The following is an 18632-nucleotide window of genomic DNA, read 5'->3' as shown; positions in this document are numbered from 1 at the left end:
TTGCGCCTCCGGCATCATCATCAAACGCCCACACTTATCGATTGTAAATTTTTAAAGAATTCTGCGTTGTTGCTGAAGCGTTTTGTTCAGCAGCAGAGAGATGAGATTATGGGGCGTTTCGTTAAATCCGTCAACCCCTGTTTTCCTACCTCTCCTACGCTGCAAGCAGTGCTCAGCAGCGCGGGGACAGAACTATAGCAAAGGCTCTCGCATTCCGCAAGGGCAAGCTGTACCATCGCAACTCGTTTTCCTTCTCTATGAATTCCCATGCAAATTTCCCCTACCGCGAATGCCGAACTGTCCGCTGCGCTGGAGCGCGTCGTTAACAACAAGACCAAGCCGCTCGGCAGCCTGGGCGTCCTGGAGGTGCTTGCCAAACAGATCGGCCTGATCCAGGGTACGACGGCGCTCTCTATAGTGGGTCCGGCAATCCTGGTATTCGCAGGAGACCACGGCGTCGTTGCGGAAGGCGTTTCCGCCTATCCGCAGGACGTGACCTGGCAGATGGTGGAAAACTTCCTCGGCCAGGGCGCCGCCATCAATGTGTTCGCGCGGCAGATGGGCTGCGCTCTGCATGTGGTGGACGCGGGCGTAAATCATGACTTCGGCGCGCGCAACGGCCTGCACGACCGCAAGGTGGCACACGGCACCCGCAACTTCGCGCAGGAACCAGCCATGACGGCGGAACAATGCGCTGCCGCGCTGGCACATGGCGCGGCGCTGGCCGCGGACCTGCCGGGCAATGTGGTGGGCTTTGGCGAGATGGGTATCGGGAACACTACCGCCGCCGCCGCGCTGATGCACAAGCTGACCGGCATCCCGGTGGCGCATTGCGTAGGCGCGGGCACCGGGCTGTCGGCCGAGGGCGTGCTGCACAAACAGCACGTGATCGAGGCGGCAGTTGCGAAGCATGCGGACATCTCCGATCCACTGGGCGTGCTCGCGGCATTCGGCGGCTTCGAGATTGCCATGATGGCGGGCGCCATGCTGAAGGCGGCCGAAATGCGCAAGGTGCTGCTGATCGACGGCTTCATCGTCACCAGCGCGCTACTGGTGGCCGCGCGCCTGCAGCCGGCCATCCTCGACTACTGCGTGTTCGCGCATTGCTCGGACGAGAGTGGACACAAGCTGATGCTGGACAACCTGGGCGCGCGCCCGTTGTTGAACCTGGGCCTGCGCCTGGGCGAAGGTACCGGAAGCGCACTGGCCTTGCCGCTACTGCAAGCGGCGGTAAACTTCGTGAACCAGATGGCGACCTTCGAGTCGGCCCAGGTCAGCGAAAAGTCCGAGTAAGCGCCCGCCATGCGTCACGCGCTCCGTGCTCCCCTTCACCAGCTGCGCCTGTTCTTCATCGCACTGCAGTTTTTCACGCGGTTGCCCATTCCAGCGTGGGTAGGTTTCGATTCCGCGTGGCTGCACCACGCGTCGCGTTATTTCCCGCTGGTAGGGCTGGTGGTAGCCGCCCTCGCTGCGGCCGTGTATGCGGCGGCTGCCTTCGTGTTCCCCGCGCCGGTGGCCGTGCTGCTGGCGACGGCCGCCGGCATTTACGCCACCGGCGCTTTCCATGAAGACGGCTTTGCCGACATGTGCGACGGCTTCGGCGGCGGCATGACGCGCGAGCGCGTGCTGGAGATCATGAAGGATTCGCGCATTGGCGCGTACGGCGCGATCGGCACCATCTGCCTGCTGGCGGTGAAGTGCACGGTGCTGGCCATGCTGCCGCCCGCCACGGCGGTGGCCGCGCTGTTCCTGGCGCACCCGCTGTCGCGCCTCGCCGCCACCTCGCTGATCTGGCGCATGGAATACGCGCGCGCGGAAGGCAAGGCCAAGCCGATGGCGCAGGAGATGAGTGGGGACGAATTTGCCATCGCATGCGTCTGCACAGCGTTGCCTGCAGCGGCGATCGGCGCGGCGGGATGGCTGCCGTGGTTGTCCATTTGCGCCGCCTTGCTGGCCGCGCTGGCCGCAGCCGCCTGGCTGGGTCGCAAATGCGCACGCCGCATCGGCGGCTACACGGGCGACTGTTTGGGCGCGGTGCAGCAACTGGCCGAAGTGCTGATTTACCTGTGCGTGCTGGCCGGCCTTGGCCACGGCGCGTGGGCGGCATGAACACATGGGCAGCGGCGGCGCTGGCGCCAGCCCGGCCGCGTCGCGGCAGGGACAGGGGCAGCCGATGCGCCTGATCCTGGTCCGTCATCCGCAACCGCTGGTGGCGCCGGGCGTCTGCTACGGCAGCAGCGACCTGGCCGCCGCGCCGCACGACGTCGCGCGCGTGCATGCCGCGCTGCTGGCCAGCGCCAGCATCCCGCCCGGCACGCCGCTCTACTCCAGCCCTTTACAGCGCTGCACCGCCCTGACTAGCCTGCTCGGCGCCCACACGCTGGATGCGCGCCTGGCGGAGATGGACTTCGGCGCCTGGGAGCGGCGCAGCTGGGACGATATCCCGCGCACCGAAGTGGATGCCTGGGCGGCGGACCTGGCCTGCTACCGTCCCGGCGGCGGCGAGAGCGTGCTGCAAGTGGCCGAACGCGTGGCAGCCTTCCGCGCCGAGCTGCTTGCCCGGCACAGCGGGGCCGCCTGCGACGGGCGAGCGCGCGGCGCGCATGAAGTTGCCATCATCTGCCACGCTGGCACGATCCGCCTGATGGTGGCGCTCGAGGCGGGCCTGCAAGGCGGCCTGCCGCTGGCCGAGATCGCGCTGCGGGCCGCCGCCTTGCCGCACAAGATCGCCTACGGCGAGACTGTCATTCTGGAAGCCGCGGCCTGAAGTCCGTATAATGGCGGGGTTTTGGTGCCCGCGCGCATGCCCATGCGCGCAGTTAAACGGGAAACACGAAGCCGCGCCCCTACCAGGAAAACGGCCAACGTGTGCTGCCCCCGCAACGGTAAACAAGTGTCGCCCACGGCGACAAGCTGCCTCCGACAAACCACTGTGCACTGCATGGGAAGGTAAGGCAGTTCAACTTGCGAGCCCGGATACCGGCCAAAGCAGGTGGATGCGCAGCGCGCATCTGTTCAATCCAGCCCACGGGGAAGTAGGCTGGTTGCATACTATACAAAGAAATACTATGAGCTTTCCTGTAATCCGGCACGCGGCCCTGACGTCGCTGGCCATGGCTATGGCCGCGCCTTCCTTCGCCCAGATCACCGTATCGGACGCCGTCATCGTCACCGCCACCCGCTCGGCGCAACTGCAGCGCGATGTGCTGAGCGACGTCGTCACCTTGCAAGCGGAAGACATCGCCCGTTCCGGCGCCGGCTCCATCACCGACCTGCTGCAGCGCCAGCGCGGCATCGAAATCGCCCGCAACGGCGGCCCGGGCACCAACTCCAGCGTCTACCTGCGCGGCGCCAATGCCAACCAGACCGTGGTGCTGGTGGACGGCGTGCGCATCGGTTCGATCACCTCCGGCACGGCCAGCTGGTCCGGCATTCCGCTGCAGGCCATCGAACGCATCGAGATCGTATACGGCCCGATGAGCACCCTGTACGGCGCCGACGCCATCGGCGGCGTGGTGCAGATCTTCACTAAAAAAGGCGCCGGTGCGCCGAACGTGGCCGCCTCCGCCGGCGTGGGCAGCGACCAGACCCGCAAGTACGACGCCAGCATTTCCGGTGCCAGCGCAGGCGACAACAGCTTCAGCTACGCCATCAGCGCCGGCCGTGAACAGTCGGACGGCTTCTCGTCCACCAAGCCAGGCACCAGCAACTACAACGCGGACGATGACGGCTACGAGCGCACCAGCACTTCCGGCCAGTTCGGATTCGAACTGGCCAAGGGCCACGACCTGGGCCTGGTATTCCTGAACAGCCGCACCAACGGCCAGTTCGACAGCGGCGCCAGCCGCTACGATACGCGCAGCCAGACCAAGCTGGCCAACCTGGGCGTGTTCAGCAAAAACCAGGTCATGGACAACTGGTACAGCACCGTGCAGCTGGCCAAGGCAGAAGACACCTCGATCTCCGACACCGGCGTGGCCAGCTCCTACAGCCGCATCGACAGCAAGCAGACCGACGTCACCTGGCAAAACGACATCCGCATCGGCGAGGACACGCTGCAAGTGCTGTTCGGCCACCGCGAAGAGAAGGTGGTCTCCGGCTCCACGCCCGCACTGGGCAAGGTTCGCAAGACCGACTCCTACGCCGGTGCCTACAGCCTGAAGCGCGGCGCGCACCTGGCCACCTTCGGCCTGCGCGCGGACGACAGCTCGCAATACGGCACCAAGACCACCGGTTCGGCCGGCTACGGCTACCGCTTCAGCAGCGCGCTGCGCGCCAGCGCCAGCTTCGGCACCAGCTTCCGTGCGCCCACCTTCAACGAGCTGTACTACCCGGGCTTTGGCTACGAGAACAACAAGCCTGAGCAGGGTCGCAACGGCGAAGCGAGCCTGCAGTACGACGACGGCGTGACCGAATTCGGCGCCAGCATCTACCGCAACAAGCTGACCGATATGCTGGTGACCACCACGCCATGCCCGGACCCGACCCGCAAAGGCAGCTGCTCGTACAACGTGAACCACGCCATGCTGGAAGGCGTATCGCTGAACGCCGGCCGCCGCATCGGCGCCTTCACCGTGGCCGCCAACGCGGACTGGCAAGACCCGAAGGATGAGACCACCGGCAAATCGCTGGCGCGCCGCTCTAAAAAACACGGCAACGCCAGCGTAGAATACGCCGCAGGCGCGCTGACCGCCGGCGCCGAACTGCAGGTTTCCGGCAGCCGCTTCGACGACGCTGCCAACCGCAACCGCCTGGGCGGCTACAGCCTGCTGAACCTGTATGCCACCTGGCAGTTCGCGCGCGACTGGTCGGTACTGGCGCGCATGAACAACGTCACCGACAAGAACTACGAGGTGGCGCGCAACTACGCCACGCCGGGCGCCAAGTTCTTCGCCGCTGTACGCTACGGTATCAAGTAAAGCATTTAACCTAAGGTACGTAAGGCACCATGCATCCACATTCCTCCAAGCTGCGCGCACGGGCAACCGCCATCACCGGCGGCCTGCTGCTGTTCGTCATCGGCAGCCTGCTGTTTTCCGGCGTAACCGGCTCGGTTCACATTCCGCTGTCCGACATTCCCGGCGCGCTGGGCGAACTGTGGAACGGCAAGGCCGACAGCCTGGCCGCCACCCTGCTCGACCTGCGCGGCAGCCGTGCGCTGACCGCCTTCGTCACCGGCGCGGCGCTGTCGCTGGCGGGGGTGATGATGCAGGCCCTGCTGCGCAATCCGCTGGCAGACCCCTATGTGCTGGGCATTTCGTCGGGCGCGGCGGTGGGAGCGCTGGCGGCCATGATGTTCATGTGCGCGGCCTGGGTGGTGGATGCGGCGGCCTTCGGCGGCGCCGTGGCCGTGTCCATGATGCTGTACTTCCTGGCGCGGCGCGACATGCGCAGCGGCGCGGCGGCCGAAGGCGGCACCGCCCTGCTGCTGCTCACCGGCGTGATCCTGACGGCGGCCTGCACGGCGCTGATCACGCTGATGCTGTCGATAGCCCCTGAAAGCCGCCTGCGCACCATGGTGTTCTGGCTGATCGGCGACCTGGCCGGCGCACCGATGCGCTGGATACCGTGGATCGTGCTGGCCGGCGCCACCGTGTTCGCGCTGCGCAGCGCGCGGGCCATCAATGTGATGGCGCTGCACGCCGAGGCGGCCGTCACGCTGGGCATCAACGTGGGCGCGCTGCGCAAGGGGCTGTTCTTCGTGTCCGCCCTGCTGACCGCCAGCGCGGTGACCAATGCGGGCAGCGTGGGCTTCGTGGGGCTGATCGTGCCGCACGCCTGCCGCTTCGCCTTCGGTCCGGACCACCGCGTGCTGATCCCGGCGGCGATGCTGACCGGCGGCGGCTACCTGGTGCTGGCCGATACCCTGGCGCGCACCCTGTTTGCGCCGCTGCAGCTGCCGGTGGGCGTGGTCACCGCGCTGATCGGCACGCCGGTGTTCCTGTATCAACTCCACAGGCTGCAGAAATGATCGCTACCGGCAATTTGACACTGCGCATCGGCGCGCGCACGCTGATCGACAACCTGAGCTGGCAAGTGCGCGACGGCGAATGCTGGAGCGTGATCGGCCGCAACGGCGCGGGCAAGAGCACGCTGCTGCGCACCCTGGCAGGACTGATTCCGCTGCAGGAAGGCGGCGTGTCCATCCAGGGCCGCAGCCTGCCGGACTGGCCGCTGGCCGAGCTGGCGCGCGAGCGCGCCTTCCTGGCGCAGTCGCGCAACGACGCTTTCGCCTACAGCGTGATCGAAACCGTGCTGTCGGCGCGCCATCCCTACCACGGCGACCGCTATTGGGAAAACACCGACGACCACCGCCTGGCCATGGAGGCCCTGGCGGCGATGGAAGTGGCGGAACTGGCGCAGCGCAATGTGCGCACGCTGTCGGGCGGCGAGCGCCAGCGCGTGGCCATCGCCGCCATGCTGGCGCAGGACACGCCGCTGCTGCTGCTGGACGAACCGGCCAATGCGCTGGACCTGGCGCACCAGGTAAGCGTGATGCGCCTGCTGGCGCGCCTGTGCCGCGAACAACATAAAACCGTGGTGATGGTCGGCCATGACCTCACGCTGGCGCACAGCGTCTCCACCCATGCCCTGCTGCTGATGGGCGACGGCCGCTGGCTGGCCGGGCCGGTGGCTGACGTGATGCAACCGGACATCCTGAGCGACTACCTGGGCCATCCGATCGACGTGATCCGGCACGGCCAGCGCCACATCTTCATACCGAAGGAAGAAACCGCATGAATGAGAATAATGACATCGACGCACTGAACGAGCGTCACCGCATCCGCATGGAGCGCAAGAAGGCCATCATCGACGCCAAGATCGCGGCGGCGGACAAGCAGATCGGCATCATCATCGTCAACACCGGCAACGGCAAGGGCAAGAGCTCTTCCGGCTTCGGCATGGCGGTGCGCGCCATGGGCCACGGCATGAAAGTGGGCGTGGTGCAGTTTATCAAGGGCGCCATGCAGACCGGCGAAGAGCTGTTCCTGCGCCGCTTCCCCGAGGAAGTGAGCTTCCACTCCATGGGCGAGGGCTATACCTGGGAAACCCAGAACCGCGAGCGCGACATCGAGAAGGCCGAACTGGCGTGGGAGCAGGCCAAGCGCTTCCTGGCCGACCCCGGCGTGGGCCTGGTGGTGCTGGATGAACTGAACATTGCGCTGAAATACCGCTACCTGGACGTGAACACGGTGATCGCCGACCTGCTGGAGCGGCCGGCCATGCAGCACGTGGTGATCACCGGGCGCGGCGCGCCGCAGGAGCTGGTCGACGTGGCGGACACCGTCACCGAGATGAACGTGGTCAAGCATGCCTTCAAGGCCGGCATCGGCGCGCAGGCGGGCACGGAATGGTAACGTCCTCGCATATCAACGCCCCGACGGTGCTGGTGGCGGCGGTGGCGTCCGGCCAGGGCAAGACCACCGTGACGGCCGCGCTGGCGCGCAAGCTGACCCGGATGGGCCGCAAGGTGCGCGTATTCAAATGCGGGCCGGACTTCATCGACCCCATGCTGCTGGAACGCGCCAGCGGCGCGCCCGTGAAATCGCTGGACCTGTGGATCGTGGGCCGCGAGGCTTGCCGCGCACAACTGGCGCAAGCCGCGCTGGAGGCGGACGTGATCCTGATTGAAGGGGTAATGGGCTTGTACGACGGCTCGCCGTCTTCGGCGGACCTGGCGCGCGAATTCGGCGTGCCGGTGATGGCGGTGATCGACGCGGGCTCCATGGCGCAAACGGCCGGCGCGCTGGTGCATGGCCTGCGCGACTACGGACCGGTGGACATGGCGGGCGTGATCGCCAACCGGGTCGCCAGCCCCGGACACGCGGCCATGGTGGCGGCCTCGCTGCGCGACATTCCGTTGTTCGCCACCCTGCCCAAGCAGGCTCGCTCGCTGCCCGAGCGCCACCTGGGGCTGGTGCTGCCATCCGAGGTGGATGGCATCGATGAGATTCTGGACCAGCTGGCGGACCAGCTGAACTTCGACGAGGCCGCGTGGAGCAATCTGCGCAGCACGCGCCTGGAGCTGGGGGACGCGCTGGCGGCAGCCAGTGCCGCCGCAGCCGCAGAGCCGCGCGAAGCACTCTCCAATGCGCGTCCCTTGGCTGGCCGCAAGATCGCCATCGCGCGCGACGCGGCCTTCATGTTCCTGTACCCGGCCAACCTGGAAACCTTGTGCGAACTAGGCGCCACGCTGGAATTCTTCTCGCCGCTGGCGGACCATCCCGTGCCGGCAGGCGCGGACGCGGTCTATCTGCCGGGCGGCTATCCCGAACTGCATGCGGAGAAGCTGGCCTACGCGCAGCGCTGGCAGGAATCCATCCGCGCGGCGCACCGTGACGGCACCCCCATCTTGGCGGAGTGCGGCGGCATGATGGCGCTGGCGGAAACCCTGGCCGACAAGGCCGGGGCAGTCTGGAACATGGCGGCGGTGCTGCCCGGCCGCGTGGCCATGCAGGCGCGCCTGGCCGGGCTGGGCTCGCAAGGCATGCCAACGCCCCATGGCGTTTTACGCGGCCACACTTTTCACTACTCGACCCTGGAAACGCCGGTAGCGCCTTCCGTGCGCACGGTGAAGCATCCGTCGGGGCTGGACGGCGAGGCGGTCTACAAGCTGGGATCGCTGACGGCCTCCTATTTCCATGCCTACTTCCCGTCCAATCCGGCGGCGGTAGCGGCCATGTTTACGCGGAGCGCGGCATGAGGATTGCGCAATGACCTGCACGCTGGTGTTTGGCGGCGCACGCTCGGGCAAGAGCGCGTATGCGGAGCAGCTCGCCATTACCTCCAGCAAGGAGGTGGTCTACCTCGCCACGGCGCACGCCGGGGATGGCGAGATGGAAGTACGCATCGGCCACCACCAGCGTCGGCGGCCCGCCGATTGGAGGACTGTCGAGGAACCGCTGGCGCTCGCGCAAACGCTGCAGCAATGGTGCACGCCCGGCCGCCTGGTGCTGGTCGATTGCCTGACGCTGTGGCTCAGCAACCTGATGTTCGCTGACGGCACGGAATACCCGGACGTGGGCGAGATCGCCCTGCCGGCGCGCTTCCATGCGGAGCGCGCGGCGCTGCTGGACGTGCTGGCGCGGGCGGCTGACGGTCCGGCGGCGCCGGCGACGGCCAGCGGCGCTGGCCTGGAAGCGGATACCATGGGCGACATCGTGCTGGTGTCGAACGAAGTCGGCATGGGCATCGTGCCGTATGGCGCGATCTCGCGCGCCTTCACCGACGAAGCGGGACGCCTGAACCAGGCTGTCGCCGCCGTGTGCGACCGTGCCGTATTCGTGGCGGCCGGGTTGCCCCTCGTGCTGAAAGGCGCACCATGCTGATGGGGATGAGCGCCGCCGCCATCGCGCTGCTGCTCGCGGCGGGCGTGGCACTCGATCTGCTGCTGGGCGAAACGCCACGCTGGCACCCGCTGGTCGGCTTCGGCAACCTGGCCAGCGCCATCGAGCGCCGCCTGAACCGGGATGGCTCGCGCTTCCCGCGCGGCGCGTTGGCCTGGCTGCTGGCGGTCGCACCGGTCACGCTGCTGGCATGGGCTGCGGCCGCCACTGCAACAACGGCCGCCGCCGGCTTCGCACTGCACGCGTTGATGCTGTACTTCTGCATCGGCTTGCGCAGCCTGCGCGACCACAATTTGCCTATCGCCACGGCGCTGTCCAAGGGCGACCTGCCGGCCGCGCGCTACCTGACCTCCCGCATCGTCAGCCGCGACACGGCCAACGCCACGCCTGCGGACCTGGCCAAAGCCAGCACCGAATCGCTGCTTGAAAACGGCAACGACGCGGTGTTCGGCACTTTGTTCTGGTTCGCCATCGCAGGCGGCCCCGGCGCGGTGCTGTTCCGCCTGGCGAACACGCTGGACGCCATGTGGGGCTACCGCAATGCGCGCTTTCTGCAGTTCGGCTGCGCCGCCGCCCGCCTCGACGACGCGTTGAACTATGTCCCGGCGCGCCTGACAGCACTCTCTTATGTGCTGCTCGCGCCCACGCTGGCGGGCAAGCGCCTGGCCTGGCATTGCTGGCGCACGCAGGCGCCGGCATGGAGCAGCCCGAACGCCGGCCCCGTCATGTCCAGCGGCGCCGGTGCGCTCGGCCTGGCGCTGGGAGGCGCGGCGATCTATGACGGCGAAACCGAACAGCGTCCACCGCTCGGCAGCGGCAGCTCCGCCCAAGGCGCGGATATCGCGCGCGCATGGCAACTGGTGGCGCGCACCACCGCGCTCTGGCTTATCATTGCAGCAGCCATCGCAGCGCTCGTGGCGACCGTGCCGGCGGCATCGGCTACGTCGGCGGCACTCCAGCCGGCGACCGGCATTGCAGGAGACTCCCATGCTTGAACACGGCGGCAACCTGCGCCAGGCCGCTATGCGCTACGGCCGCAATGACTGGCTTGACCTGTCCACCGGCATCAACCCCGCGTGGTATCCGGCGCCAGCCATTGCCGGCAACGCCTGGCATAGGCTGCCGGAGCCCGATCCGGCGCTGGTGCTGGCGGCGCAGGCCTACTACGGCGCACCGCAGATGTTGCCGGTGGCCGGTACGCAAGCGGCTATCCAGGCATTGCCCCGCTTGCGGCTGCCCTCGCGCGTGGTGGTGGCGGCGCCTTCGTATGCCGAACATGCCCACCATTGGGCGCAGCATGGCCACACGCTGCGGCAAGTCCCATACGACGCACTGGACGCCGCCGTCGCCGAGTGCGACGTGATGGTGGTGGTCAACCCGAACAACCCTACCGGCGCCACCGTGCCGCGCGAACGCCTGCTCGAGTGGGCGGCCCAGCTCTCCGCGCGCGGCGGCTGGCTGATCGTGGACGAAGCTTTCGGCGACACGGCACTGCAAGCCAGCGCCGCCGGCGGTGCGCCGGGCGATGCGGCGGACGATGCGGCAAACCAGATACCGGACGGCCTGATCGTCCTGCGCTCGGTCGGCAAATTCTTCGGCCTGGCCGGGCTGCGGCTCGGCTTCGTGGCCGCGCAGCCCGCACTGCTGGATGGGCTGGCCGACCTGCTCGGCCCCTGGACCGTCAGCGGTCCCGCGCAGCAGGTGGCACTGGCCGCACTGCGCGACGCAGCCTGGCAGCAGCGCATGCGCGTGCAATTGCGCGCCGGCGGACAACGCCTGGAACGCCTGCTGGCCGCGCACGGTATCCGCTCCAGCGGCTGCGCGCTGTTCCAGTGGTGGCCCGAAGCGCGCGCCGAATCCTTCCACGAACACATGGCGCGGCAAGGCATCTGGGTGCGGCTGTTTACCAAGGCCGCGCGCGGCATCCGCCTCGGCCTGCCGCCGGACGAAGCAGGCTGGCAACGCCTGGAACAAGCACTCTCTCTATGGAACAAGGAACAACGATGAACAAACTCCTGTGCATGATGGCCGTCGCCTCCGCCGTCACGTCCGCGCATGCCGCGATCACCGTTCTGGACGACGACGGCAAACCCGTCACCCTGCAGAAGCCGGCGCAGCGCGTCATCGCCATGGCGCCGCACGTCACCGAGCTGCTGTTCGCGGCCGGCGGCGGCGACAAGATCGTCGGCACCGTCACCTATAGCGACTATCCTGAAGCGGCCAAGAAGATCCCCAACATTGGCGACAACCGCCAGGTGGACATGGAACGCATCGCTGCACTGAAGCCGGACCTGATCGTGATCTGGATGCACGGCAGTTCGGAACGCCAGATCGATACGCTGCGCCAGCTCGGCATTCCGCTGTTCCACAGCGAACCCAAGAAGCTGGCCGACATACCGGACAACATCCAGCGCATGGGCCAGCTGCTCGGCACCGAAGCCGTGGCCAGCAAAGTGGCGACCGAATGGCGCGACAAGCTGGCCGCCCTCACCGCCCAGTATTCCAGGCGTGCGCCGGTACGCATTTTCTACCAGGTGTGGGACAAGCCGCTCTACACGCTCAGCGGCAGCCATATCGTCAGCGACGCCATGCGCGTTTGCGGCGGCGTGAACATCTTCGGCGGCATGAAGATCACCGCGCCGGTGGTGGATATCGAAGGCGTGCTGCGCGAAGACCCGGAAGCGGTGTTCGCAACGGCGGAAAAAAACTACGGCGGCGTGAACCTGTGGCGCCCTTACAAGACCATGCTGGCAGTGAAGAATGACAACCTGTTCACCGTTGACGGCCACCTGCTGAACCGCTCCGGCCCGCGCATGATCCAGGGCACGGCGGTGCTGTGCGAAAAGCTGGAACTGGCGCGCCAGCACAGGAAAAACTGATGGCGTTCCCGTACAAGACATTGATGGTGCAGGGCTGCACCTCGGATGCCGGCAAAAGCACCGTGGTGGCGGCCCTGTGCCGCCTGCTCAGGCAGGACGGCGTGCGGGTGGTACCGTTCAAGCCGCAAAACATGGCGCTCAACAGCGCCGTTACCGCCGACGGCGGCGAGATCGGCCGCGCGCAGGCGCTGCAAGCCATCGCCGCAGGCCTGGCGCCGCACACCGACATGAACCCCGTGCTGCTGAAGCCGTCGAGCGACACCGGCGCGCAAGTGGTCATCCACGGCAAGGTGCGCGCCGAGATGAACGCGCGCGACTACCACCAGTACAAGACCATCGCCATGGGCGCCGTGCTGGAATCGCACGCGCGCCTGGCCGCGCAGTATGAAGCCGTGGTGGTGGAAGGCGCCGGCAGCCCTGCCGAGATCAACCTGCGCGACCGCGACATCGCCAACATGGGCTTTGCCGAGGCGGTGGACTGCCCGGTGGTGCTGGTGGCGGACATCGACCGGGGCGGCGTGTTCGCGCACATCGTCGGCACGCTGTCCTGCCTGTCGCAGAGCGAGCGTGACCGCACCATCGGCTTTGTCATCAACCGCTTCCGGGGTGACATCAAGCTGCTGGAGCCGGGCCTGGACTGGCTGGAGGAGCAGACCGGCAAGCCGGTGCTGGCGGTGCTGCCGTATCTGCACGGCCTGTTCCTGGATGCCGAGGATGCGGTGCAGCCGGTGCAGGCTACACGCGGCGCTTTCCGCGTGGTTGTGCCCAGCCTGCCGCGCATGAGCAACCACACCGACTTCGATGCACTGCGCGCGCACCCGGACGTGGACCTGACGTTCGTGCGCCAGGGCGAAGCCATCCCGCCGGCGGACCTGATCGTCATCCCCGGCAGCAAAAACACGCGCGCCGACCTGGAGTGGCTGCGCGCACAGGGCTGGCCGGAGAAGATCGAACGCCACCTGCGCTACGGCGGCAAGGTGATCGGCATTTGCGGCGGCTTCCAGATGCTGGGCCAGGACGTGAGCGACCCGCTGGGCATCGAAGGCGCCCCCGGCCGTTCGCCGGGCCTGGGCCTGCTCGCCATGCACACCAGCCTGACCAGCGAAAAACGCCTGGTGCAGGTGAGCGGCACCTGCGCCTTCTCGCAGGACGCGATGCACGCCGCCGTGAGCGGCTACGAAATTCACATGGGCGTGTCGGACGGCCCGGCCCTGTCGCGGCCCGCCTTCCGCATCGATGGCAGGCCGGAAGGCGCGCGCTCGCCGGACGGCCAAATACTCGGCACGTATCTGCACGGCCTGTTCGACGCGCCGCAGGCATGCGCGGCGCTGCTGCACTGGGCGGGCCTGCACACCGAGCACCGGGTGGACACGTCCGCGTTGCGGGAAGCGAGCCTGGACCGTATCGCCGAGGCCAGCCGGCCGTTGCTGGACGCGCTCCTCAAACTGGAACGCGCGGCGTGAGCCCGCACGCATTCAGCCCGGCCGAGATCGACGGCGTGTACCGCGCCATCCGCGAGCGGCGCGACGTGCGCCACTTCAAACCGGGGCCGCTGGAGCCGGGCCAGCTGGAACGCTTCATCGCGGCCGCCCACAATGGTCCCAGCGTGGGACTGATGCAGCCCTGGCGCTTCATCCGCATCGTCAACCCGGCACTGCGCGCGCAGATCCACCAGCTGGTGGACGATGAGCGCAAACTCACCGCAGAAGCGCTGGGCCAGCGCGCGGAGGAGTTCATGCGGCTGAAAGTGGAAGGCATCCTGGCCTGCGCCGAAGTGCTGGTGGTGGGCCTGATCGACCAGCGCGAGCGCTTTGTGTTCGGTCGCCGCACCATGCCGGAAATGGACCTGGCGTCCGCTTCCTGCGCGATCCAGAACTTCTGGCTGGCGGCGCGCGCCGAAGGCATAGGCGCGGGCTGGGTGTCGCTGTTCGATCCACAGCGCCTGCGCGAGCTGTGCGGCATGCCTGACGGCAGCCAGCCGATCGCGGTGCTGTGCGTGGGCCAGGTGGATGAGTTCTACCGCGCGCCCATGCTGGAACTTGAGCGCTGGGACCAGCGCATGCCGGCGCAGCGGGTGCTGTATGAAGATAGCTGGGGCGCGCAGGCCGGCCAACCGGCGGACTAAAGCGGGAGGCGCGCAGCGCCGTATTGTGTGACAATCGGCTGCATGACCAGTTCCGCGACATCCTCGACCAAGCGCTATCTGCCCTGGGTGGTTGCCACCACCCTGTTCATGGAGCAGCTCGACTCCACCATCGTCAACACGGCGATTCCCAGCATGGCCGCCAGCCTGCAAGTGACGCCGCTGAGCCTGAAGGCGGTGGTCACCAGCTACATTCTCAGCCTGGCGGTGGCGATTCCCATCAGCGGCTGGATGGCCGACCGTTACGGGACGCGGCGCGTGTTCATGACCGCCATCGCCATCTTCACCATCGCCTCCGTGCTGTGTGGGCTGTCCATCAACTCGCCCATGCTGGTGGCGGCGCGGCTGCTGCAGGGGCTGGGCGCGGCGATGATGATGCCGGTCGGGCGCATCGCCATCATCCGCACCTTCCCCAAGGCCGAACTGCTATCGGCCATGAACTTCGTCATCATCCCGGCGCTGATCGGGCCCTTGCTCGGCCCCACCGTGGGTGGGCTGATCGTGCACTGGCTGTCGTGGCGCGAGATCTTCTTCATCAATGTGCCGGTGGGTGTGGCCGCCATCTACCTGGCGTGGCGCCACCTGCCGGACTACCGCGCGGACGTGCAGCGCCCGCTGGACCTGATTGGCCTGGTGCTGTTCGGCACCGGCGTGGCACTGCTGTCATGGCTGCTGGAAGTATTCGGCGAACACAAGCTCGACCCCACCTCGGCAGGCGTGCTGCTGTTCATTTCATGCAGCCTGCTGGCGGCTTACGCCTGGCACGCCAGCCAGGCCCCATTTCCCTTGCTGCGCCTGGCGCTGCTGCGCGTACGTACCTTTCGCGTGTCGGTGCTGGGTGGCTTCGTCACCCGCCTGGGCATAGGCGGCCTGCCGTTCCTGCTGCCGCTGCTGTACCAGCTGGGCCTGGGCTTGCCGGCCTGGCAATCCGGCCTGCTGATGATGCCGGCCGCCGCTGCGGCCATGGGCATGAAGTTCATCTCCACCCGTGTGCTGGCGCGCTTCGGCTACCGCCACGTGCTGATCGTAAACACGCTGCTGATCGGCTGCACCATCGCCATGTACACGCTGGTGGGGCCGGGCACGCCGCTGTACGCCATCGTGGCGATCGGCCTTTGCCTGGGCTTCTTCAATTCGCTGCAGTTCTCCAGCATGAACAGCATCGCCTACGCCGACATCGAGGGCGCGGACAGCAGCATGGCCAGCACCATCGCCAGTTCGCTGCAGCAGCTGTCGATGAGTTTCGGACTGGCTTTCGGTTCGCTGATCGCGGGATGGTACCTGGGCGACCTGCCGCAAACGGACAGGGCGGCACTGACCAGCGCCCTGCACCACGCCTTCATGACGCTGGCGGTACTGACGGCGCTGTCCTCGGTCACCTTCTGGACCCTGCGCAAGAGCGACGGCGAAGGGCTGGCAAAAGGCAGCGCGGGCTGACCTCTACAACACAGATTCGGAAACGATTTTCCACTGCGCGCCTTCGCGCGCCCAGTACTGGCGCAGCCGCACCGAATGGCGGAATTTGCCCACCGCGACGTGCTGCGTGAAGGTGCTGATAATGATCTCGTCCCGGCTGGGCTGGCGGAAATGGCTGGTGTCCTGCAGCGCCACGTGCACGCGCCTGGCGCCAGGCAGGAACAGCTGGCGCGCGATCCATGCATCCGCCGACTCGTCGTTGACGGATTTGAAGCGCGCCGAATAGTGCGTGCGCAGCTGGCCGCTGTCGCGTTGTTCGGCGTCGCGGCGCCAGCCTTCCAGCAGTGAGTCGGCCAGCTTGCGGTCGTTCTCGCGCACGCCCGGTTGGACGAATTCCACCTGGTCGCCGATCAGGATGGGCGTTTTGCCCACTTCCACAATGCGGCTCAGCTTTTGCAGGTCGTCATTGCTGACCACCACGCAGCCGTCGGTCGACAGCGGCGCGCGGCTGAAGGTCTCCGGCGGCACGCCGTGGATCCAGATGCCGGAGCCGCTGCGGCCATTCAGCTTGTCCCAGGAATTCGGATAGTCCAGCGGCAGCGCCCCTTTGCCGTAGAAGTCCGGCAGCCGGGAGCCGGGCAGCCGGCCGGAGATGTAATACACGCCGATGGGCGTGCGCATGTCGCCTTCCTTCACCTTGTTCGTGCCCAGCTTGCCCTGGCTGAAATAGTAATCGCTGACGTAGCGGATCTCGCCGTTGCGGTGTTCGTAAAGGTAGACGCGGGAACGCCTGGCGTCGACGATGAGCGCGTGGCGCTGGTCCTTGCGCATCTGGAGCAGCGCACGCGGCTGCAGTTCCCCGGCAGGCCGCACCTCGGCACTCAGGCGCGCGGCGGCTTCACGGCGCAGGTCCTGCAGGCGCGCTTCGGCTTCCTTGTTGCGTGCGGCGCCGCCCAGCTGGGCGACGGGGCGCGTATGCAGCAACAGCAGATCGCTACGCACCAGGTGGCCGAGATGGAAATGGGGATAGGTTTCGACCAGGGCGTCGGCCTTGGCTTGCGCGTCGCGCAGATGGTTTTCCGCCAGATCCTTGTAGATCTCCGCCAGCATCTGCTCGGGTTCGGATTTGGCGGCCGCGCCACTCCCGCCCGATGCCAGCACCAGGGAGGCGCATAGCAAGCCGCGCGCCAAACGGCCCCAAATGGCTTTGGAATGGAACATCAGCTACCCGACAATTCCTGCATGATCTGCCATTTGCCGGCATGCCTCGCCATAACCAAGGTCTTGCGGCTGTTGGCCGACAGGCGGTCCGATTCGTACACCTGGCGGAAGGTGACCCTGGCGGAGTCGCCGCTGATCTGCACCTGTGGCGCGTTGACGTCCACGCGGATGCGACCCTTGCCCTCGATGCGCGCGCGGCGCTCGTCGGCCCACGCCTTGCGCGACAGCCCTTTCGGCGGCGCGAATTCGTTGCTGTAGTAGGCGAGATAGCCGCCCACATCCTTCGACGCCCAGGCTTTGGCCCAGCCGTTGACGCGGGCCAGTACCTCGTCGCGCTCGTTGGCGCCGGCCGGGGCGGCAAGCTTGGGCGCGTCAGCTTTGACTGCGGTCGCCGCGGCAACGGCGGCAACCGGTACCGGCGCCGGCGCCGAGGCCGGAACCGGGCTCCGGGCAGGGGCCGGGGGCAACTTGGGTAGTGCGGCTGCTGCAGCAGGCGCTATGGCCAGTGCAGGTTTGGCGGGCGCTGCGGCTATGGCTACAGGCGCAGGGGCAGGGGCGGGCTTGGCGGCAAGCGGGGGCGGCGCCGGCGGCGCAGCCTGTGGCGCCACTGCCATCGACGGAATACGCTGCATCGGCACGCTCTTCGGTTGTTCAGGTATCTGCGACACCAGCTTGACCGGGGCGGCCGGCGCAGCAGATGCGGTCGCGGCGGGAGCGGCGGGAGCGGCGGGAATAATCGCCGCTGGCGCAACGGGAGCCGGCGCCGCCTTGCTGCCGGTACTGCTGGAGAAAGTACGCAACAGTGTGAGTTTGGACGTGGCCGGCGGCGTGGTGGTGCCCAGCGCCAAGGCCTTGTCATATGCCTGGCTGGCCAGCCGGCCGTACACGTCGCCCAGGTTCTCGTACGCCGTCATGTAGCTGGGATTGGTGCGGATAGCTTTTTCCAGCGTCACGCGCGCCTTGTCGTACTGGCCGCTGGCAGCATACAGCACGGCCAGGTTGTTGTACGGTTCCGGCAGATCCTTGTAGTCCTCCGTCAGCTTGGTGAAGATGGCGATCGCCGCCTCCGACTTGTTCTGCTCCGTCAGCAGCACACCCTTCATGAAGCGCATTTGCGGATCTGCCGGATTCCTGGCCAGATAGGCATCGGTACGCGCCAGTGCTTCGCCGGCCTTGCCGGCGCGCATCAGCTTGCTCACTTCGGCCAATTCATCGGCAAATACGGGCGTGACCAGCAGCGCGGCGAGCAGTCCGGCTCCGGTACAGACGTTACCTACGGCACGGCGCAGCGTGTTGGGGTCGGTCTTGGCGGTCATGGGAGTTTGAAGGAGGGAAAGCGGACATGGTACACCGAATGTTGCCACGAATCAAAACCGACAGTTACCAACCAGCCACACTGCGTCCAAACGCAAAAAAGCCCACCAAGATCACTTGATGGGCTTTTATTGAGAAGCACGGCACTGCAGTACTGAAAAAATGGCCGATAAATGCGAAAAGCCCACCAGCTTTACTGGTGGGCTTCTCTGTATAACTAGCCTGACGATAACCTACTTTCACACTGGTTGCAGCACTATCATCGGCGCAAAATCGTTTCACGGTCCTGTTCGGGATGGGAAGGGGTGGGAC

19 protein-coding genes and 1 riboswitch are annotated in these 18632 nt (G+C 66.9%); of the genes, 16 read left to right on the top strand and 3 right to left on the bottom strand.

What is annotated here, in order from left to right; all coding sequences use genetic code 11:
• The 16 genes from ASD15_RS33235 to ASD15_RS17005 all read left to right on the top strand — a co-directional run.
• Positions 1 to 198: hypothetical protein (locus ASD15_RS33235; protein ID WP_229418238.1), on the top strand; the 198-nt coding region annotated here is incomplete at its 5' end.
• A 69-nt stretch (positions 199 to 267) separates the two neighbouring features.
• On the top strand, positions 268 to 1293 hold the full coding sequence (gene cobT, locus ASD15_RS17075; RefSeq protein WP_057156202.1) for a nicotinate-nucleotide--dimethylbenzimidazole phosphoribosyltransferase: 1026 nt from the start codon (positions 268 to 270) through the stop codon (positions 1291 to 1293).
• Between the two features lie 9 nt (positions 1294 to 1302).
• Positions 1303 to 2109, top strand: coding sequence for an adenosylcobinamide-GDP ribazoletransferase (locus ASD15_RS17070; protein ID WP_057156201.1), 807 nt, complete (start codon positions 1303 to 1305; stop codon positions 2107 to 2109).
• A gap of 4 nt (positions 2110 to 2113) precedes the next feature.
• Entirely contained in the window at positions 2114 to 2767 is a 654-nt protein-coding gene (locus ASD15_RS17065) for a histidine phosphatase family protein (protein ID WP_373888186.1), read from the top strand.
• 5 nt (positions 2768 to 2772) lie between these two features.
• Positions 2773 to 3003: riboswitch (cobalamin riboswitch) on the top strand.
• 65 nt (positions 3004 to 3068) lie between these two features.
• Entirely contained in the window at positions 3069 to 4919 is a 1851-nt protein-coding gene (locus ASD15_RS17060; RefSeq protein ID WP_057156200.1) for a TonB-dependent receptor domain-containing protein, read from the top strand.
• A gap of 29 nt (positions 4920 to 4948) precedes the next feature.
• A complete protein-coding gene (locus ASD15_RS17055) occupies positions 4949 to 5971 on the top strand; it encodes an iron ABC transporter permease (RefSeq protein ID WP_057156199.1) in 1023 nt (340 codons plus the stop codon).
• Complete coding sequence (locus ASD15_RS17050; protein ID WP_057156198.1) at positions 5968 to 6741, top strand: ABC transporter ATP-binding protein; 774 nt, start codon at positions 5968 to 5970, stop codon at positions 6739 to 6741. Before ASD15_RS17055 ends, ASD15_RS17050 begins: the two co-directional genes overlap by 4 nt.
• On the top strand, positions 6738 to 7358 hold the full coding sequence (gene cobO / locus ASD15_RS17045) for a cob(I)yrinic acid a,c-diamide adenosyltransferase (protein WP_057156197.1): 621 nt from the start codon (positions 6738 to 6740) through the stop codon (positions 7356 to 7358). Before ASD15_RS17050 ends, cobO begins: the two co-directional genes overlap by 4 nt.
• Positions 7352 to 8704, top strand: a complete 1353-nt coding sequence (locus ASD15_RS17040; RefSeq protein WP_057156196.1) for a cobyrinate a,c-diamide synthase — start codon at positions 7352 to 7354, stop codon at positions 8702 to 8704. Before cobO ends, ASD15_RS17040 begins: the two co-directional genes overlap by 7 nt.
• 10 nt (positions 8705 to 8714) lie before the next feature.
• Complete coding sequence (gene cobU / locus ASD15_RS17035) at positions 8715 to 9329, top strand: bifunctional adenosylcobinamide kinase/adenosylcobinamide-phosphate guanylyltransferase (protein WP_057156195.1); 615 nt, start codon at positions 8715 to 8717, stop codon at positions 9327 to 9329.
• Positions 9323 to 10342: an adenosylcobinamide-phosphate synthase CbiB gene (gene cbiB, locus ASD15_RS17030; protein ID WP_057156194.1), complete on the top strand. Its 1020-nt coding sequence runs from the start codon at positions 9323 to 9325 to the stop codon at positions 10340 to 10342. Before cobU ends, cbiB begins: the two co-directional genes overlap by 7 nt.
• A complete protein-coding gene (gene cobD, locus ASD15_RS17025; protein ID WP_057156193.1) occupies positions 10335 to 11354 on the top strand; it encodes a threonine-phosphate decarboxylase CobD in 1020 nt (339 codons plus the stop codon). Before cbiB ends, cobD begins: the two co-directional genes overlap by 8 nt.
• The gene (locus ASD15_RS17020; protein WP_057156192.1) at positions 11351 to 12226 is read left to right on the top strand and encodes a cobalamin-binding protein; all 876 of its coding nucleotides are present in this window, start codon (positions 11351 to 11353) and stop codon (positions 12224 to 12226) included. The genes cobD and ASD15_RS17020 overlap by 4 nt, the downstream gene beginning before the upstream one ends.
• Complete coding sequence (locus ASD15_RS17015; protein WP_057156191.1) at positions 12226 to 13689, top strand: cobyric acid synthase; 1464 nt, start codon at positions 12226 to 12228, stop codon at positions 13687 to 13689. The genes ASD15_RS17020 and ASD15_RS17015 overlap by 1 nt, the downstream gene beginning before the upstream one ends.
• Complete coding sequence (bluB, locus tag ASD15_RS17010; RefSeq protein ID WP_057156190.1) at positions 13686 to 14351, top strand: 5,6-dimethylbenzimidazole synthase; 666 nt, start codon at positions 13686 to 13688, stop codon at positions 14349 to 14351. The genes ASD15_RS17015 and bluB overlap by 4 nt, the downstream gene beginning before the upstream one ends.
• Positions 14352 to 14393: 42 nt before the next feature.
• The gene (locus tag ASD15_RS17005; protein ID WP_057156189.1) at positions 14394 to 15806 is read left to right on the top strand and encodes a DHA2 family efflux MFS transporter permease subunit; all 1413 of its coding nucleotides are present in this window, start codon (positions 14394 to 14396) and stop codon (positions 15804 to 15806) included.
• A 3-nt stretch (positions 15807 to 15809) separates the two neighbouring features.
• On the opposite strand, the gene ASD15_RS17000 is transcribed toward ASD15_RS17005, so the two are convergent.
• From ASD15_RS17000 to ASD15_RS33230, 3 genes are all read right to left on the bottom strand, one after another.
• Complete coding sequence (locus ASD15_RS17000; RefSeq protein WP_057156188.1) at positions 15810 to 17006, bottom strand: murein L,D-transpeptidase family protein; 1197 nt, start codon at positions 17004 to 17006, stop codon at positions 15810 to 15812.
• The gene (locus ASD15_RS16995; RefSeq protein WP_057156187.1) at positions 17006 to 18322 is read right to left on the bottom strand and encodes a nuclear transport factor 2 family protein; all 1317 of its coding nucleotides are present in this window, start codon (positions 18320 to 18322) and stop codon (positions 17006 to 17008) included. The genes ASD15_RS17000 and ASD15_RS16995 overlap by 1 nt, the downstream gene beginning before the upstream one ends.
• 64 nt (positions 18323 to 18386) lie before the next feature.
• Positions 18387 to 18632 (bottom strand): hypothetical protein (locus ASD15_RS33230; protein ID WP_229418237.1); only part of this gene is annotated, 246 nt, incomplete at its 5' end.

This window comes from Massilia sp. Root351 (genome assembly GCF_001425045.1).
In the GTDB taxonomy this organism is placed as follows: Bacteria; Pseudomonadota; Gammaproteobacteria; order Burkholderiales; family Burkholderiaceae_D; genus Rugamonas.
This window is presented reverse-complemented; position numbering and strand designations above follow the sequence as displayed.

What these genes read in the sequence shown, in the direction of transcription:
- ASD15_RS17065 (WP_373888186.1), top strand. Translation starts at nt 2,114, where the DNA reads ATGGGCAGCGGCGGCGCTGGCGCCAGCCCGGCCGCGTCGCGGCAGGGA.
- cbiB (WP_057156194.1), top strand. Translation starts at nt 9,323, where the DNA reads ATGCTGATGGGGATGAGCGCCGCCGCCATCGCGCTGCTGCTCGCGGCG.
- ASD15_RS17000 (WP_057156188.1), bottom strand. Translation starts at nt 17,006, where the DNA reads ATGTTCCATTCCAAAGCCATTTGGGGCCGTTTGGCGCGCGGCTTGCTA.
- ASD15_RS17040 (WP_057156196.1), top strand. Translation starts at nt 7,352, where the DNA reads ATGGTAACGTCCTCGCATATCAACGCCCCGACGGTGCTGGTGGCGGCG.
- cobD (WP_057156193.1), top strand. Translation starts at nt 10,335, where the DNA reads ATGCTTGAACACGGCGGCAACCTGCGCCAGGCCGCTATGCGCTACGGC.
- ASD15_RS17055 (WP_057156199.1), top strand. Translation starts at nt 4,949, where the DNA reads ATGCATCCACATTCCTCCAAGCTGCGCGCACGGGCAACCGCCATCACC.
- cobT (WP_057156202.1), top strand. Translation starts at nt 268, where the DNA reads ATGCAAATTTCCCCTACCGCGAATGCCGAACTGTCCGCTGCGCTGGAG.
- ASD15_RS17015 (WP_057156191.1), top strand. Translation starts at nt 12,226, where the DNA reads ATGGCGTTCCCGTACAAGACATTGATGGTGCAGGGCTGCACCTCGGAT.
- ASD15_RS17005 (WP_057156189.1), top strand. Translation starts at nt 14,394, where the DNA reads ATGACCAGTTCCGCGACATCCTCGACCAAGCGCTATCTGCCCTGGGTG.
- ASD15_RS17060 (WP_057156200.1), top strand. Translation starts at nt 3,069, where the DNA reads ATGAGCTTTCCTGTAATCCGGCACGCGGCCCTGACGTCGCTGGCCATG.
- ASD15_RS17070 (WP_057156201.1), top strand. Translation starts at nt 1,303, where the DNA reads ATGCGTCACGCGCTCCGTGCTCCCCTTCACCAGCTGCGCCTGTTCTTC.
- ASD15_RS17050 (WP_057156198.1), top strand. Translation starts at nt 5,968, where the DNA reads ATGATCGCTACCGGCAATTTGACACTGCGCATCGGCGCGCGCACGCTG.
- ASD15_RS17020 (WP_057156192.1), top strand. Translation starts at nt 11,351, where the DNA reads ATGAACAAACTCCTGTGCATGATGGCCGTCGCCTCCGCCGTCACGTCC.
- cobU (WP_057156195.1), top strand. Translation starts at nt 8,715, where the DNA reads ATGACCTGCACGCTGGTGTTTGGCGGCGCACGCTCGGGCAAGAGCGCG.
- ASD15_RS16995 (WP_057156187.1), bottom strand. Translation starts at nt 18,322, where the DNA reads ATGACCGCCAAGACCGACCCCAACACGCTGCGCCGTGCCGTAGGTAAC.
- cobO (WP_057156197.1), top strand. Translation starts at nt 6,738, where the DNA reads ATGAATGAGAATAATGACATCGACGCACTGAACGAGCGTCACCGCATC.